The sequence below is a fragment of the Prevotella sp. HMSC073D09 genome (genome assembly GCF_001814145.1).
Classification (GTDB): Bacteria; Bacteroidota; Bacteroidia; order Bacteroidales; family Bacteroidaceae; genus Prevotella; species Prevotella conceptionensis.
Window position 1 is genome coordinate 3,466 of sequence record NZ_KV815002.1, and the last position, 742, is coordinate 4,207.

Below are 742 nucleotides of genomic sequence, written 5' to 3' on the forward strand. Positions count from 1 at the left end.
TGCATTTTGCACCATTTTACCTTTCTAGATTGGTCGCCACCTCATATCTTTATTACGCCCAATTACCCACTTTTTACCCCTAAAAACTCACTTTTCAACCACTATTTCGCCCTTTTCGGCCATGTATTTCATGGTTCTAAAAGGTTTTATTTATACCATTGCAGCGGATATTTATGCTTTTCGCCTCGCATTTTGCAGTATTTAGCACTGCATTTTGCACCATTTTATCTTGCGTTTAGCACCAAAACGCATTGCGTTTAGCGGCATATTGCACCGCGTTTAGCACCAAAACGCGTTGCATTTTGCTGCAAATGGCCCAAAAACGGGTGTTGGTGGCGGTCAGCTTAAATAAAAATTCATTTTGCCTGCATGCACAACCTACCCCGTTTTGCACTAAAACAAACCTTCGCGAGAATCGATTTTTTGCGCAAAGGTGGACGTTTGGTGGACGAGAAGGGCACTTTTTGTGTTATAATTCTTACTGAAAATTAGACAAATGACGATAAGGCCGCATACGCGCCTTTGTGCAACGGCACGGAAAAACACGTGCGCTTGCTACCGCCAGCGCGAGCGGTTGTAGGGCATGCAGTCCACGGCCAACTGGGACTGCACCATGGAAACACAGAAGTAATCGGGCATTGTCAGCTAGTTTTCAACTTGTAGGGCATGGGTTGAATGACTTCCACCAGGTTACTTCTTGAGACATAACCACGTTTTGCCACAGACAAATGGGGCAGAATTT

At 44.7% G+C, this 742-nt stretch carries 1 pseudogene; it reads right to left on the bottom strand.

Annotated elements, in window-relative coordinates:
• Positions 1 to 647: 647 nt before the first annotated feature.
• A pseudogene (locus HMPREF2955_RS16725) lies at positions 648 to 740 on the bottom strand (IS5/IS1182 family transposase); the annotation flags it as partial.
• Positions 741 to 742: the final 2 nt, after the last annotated feature.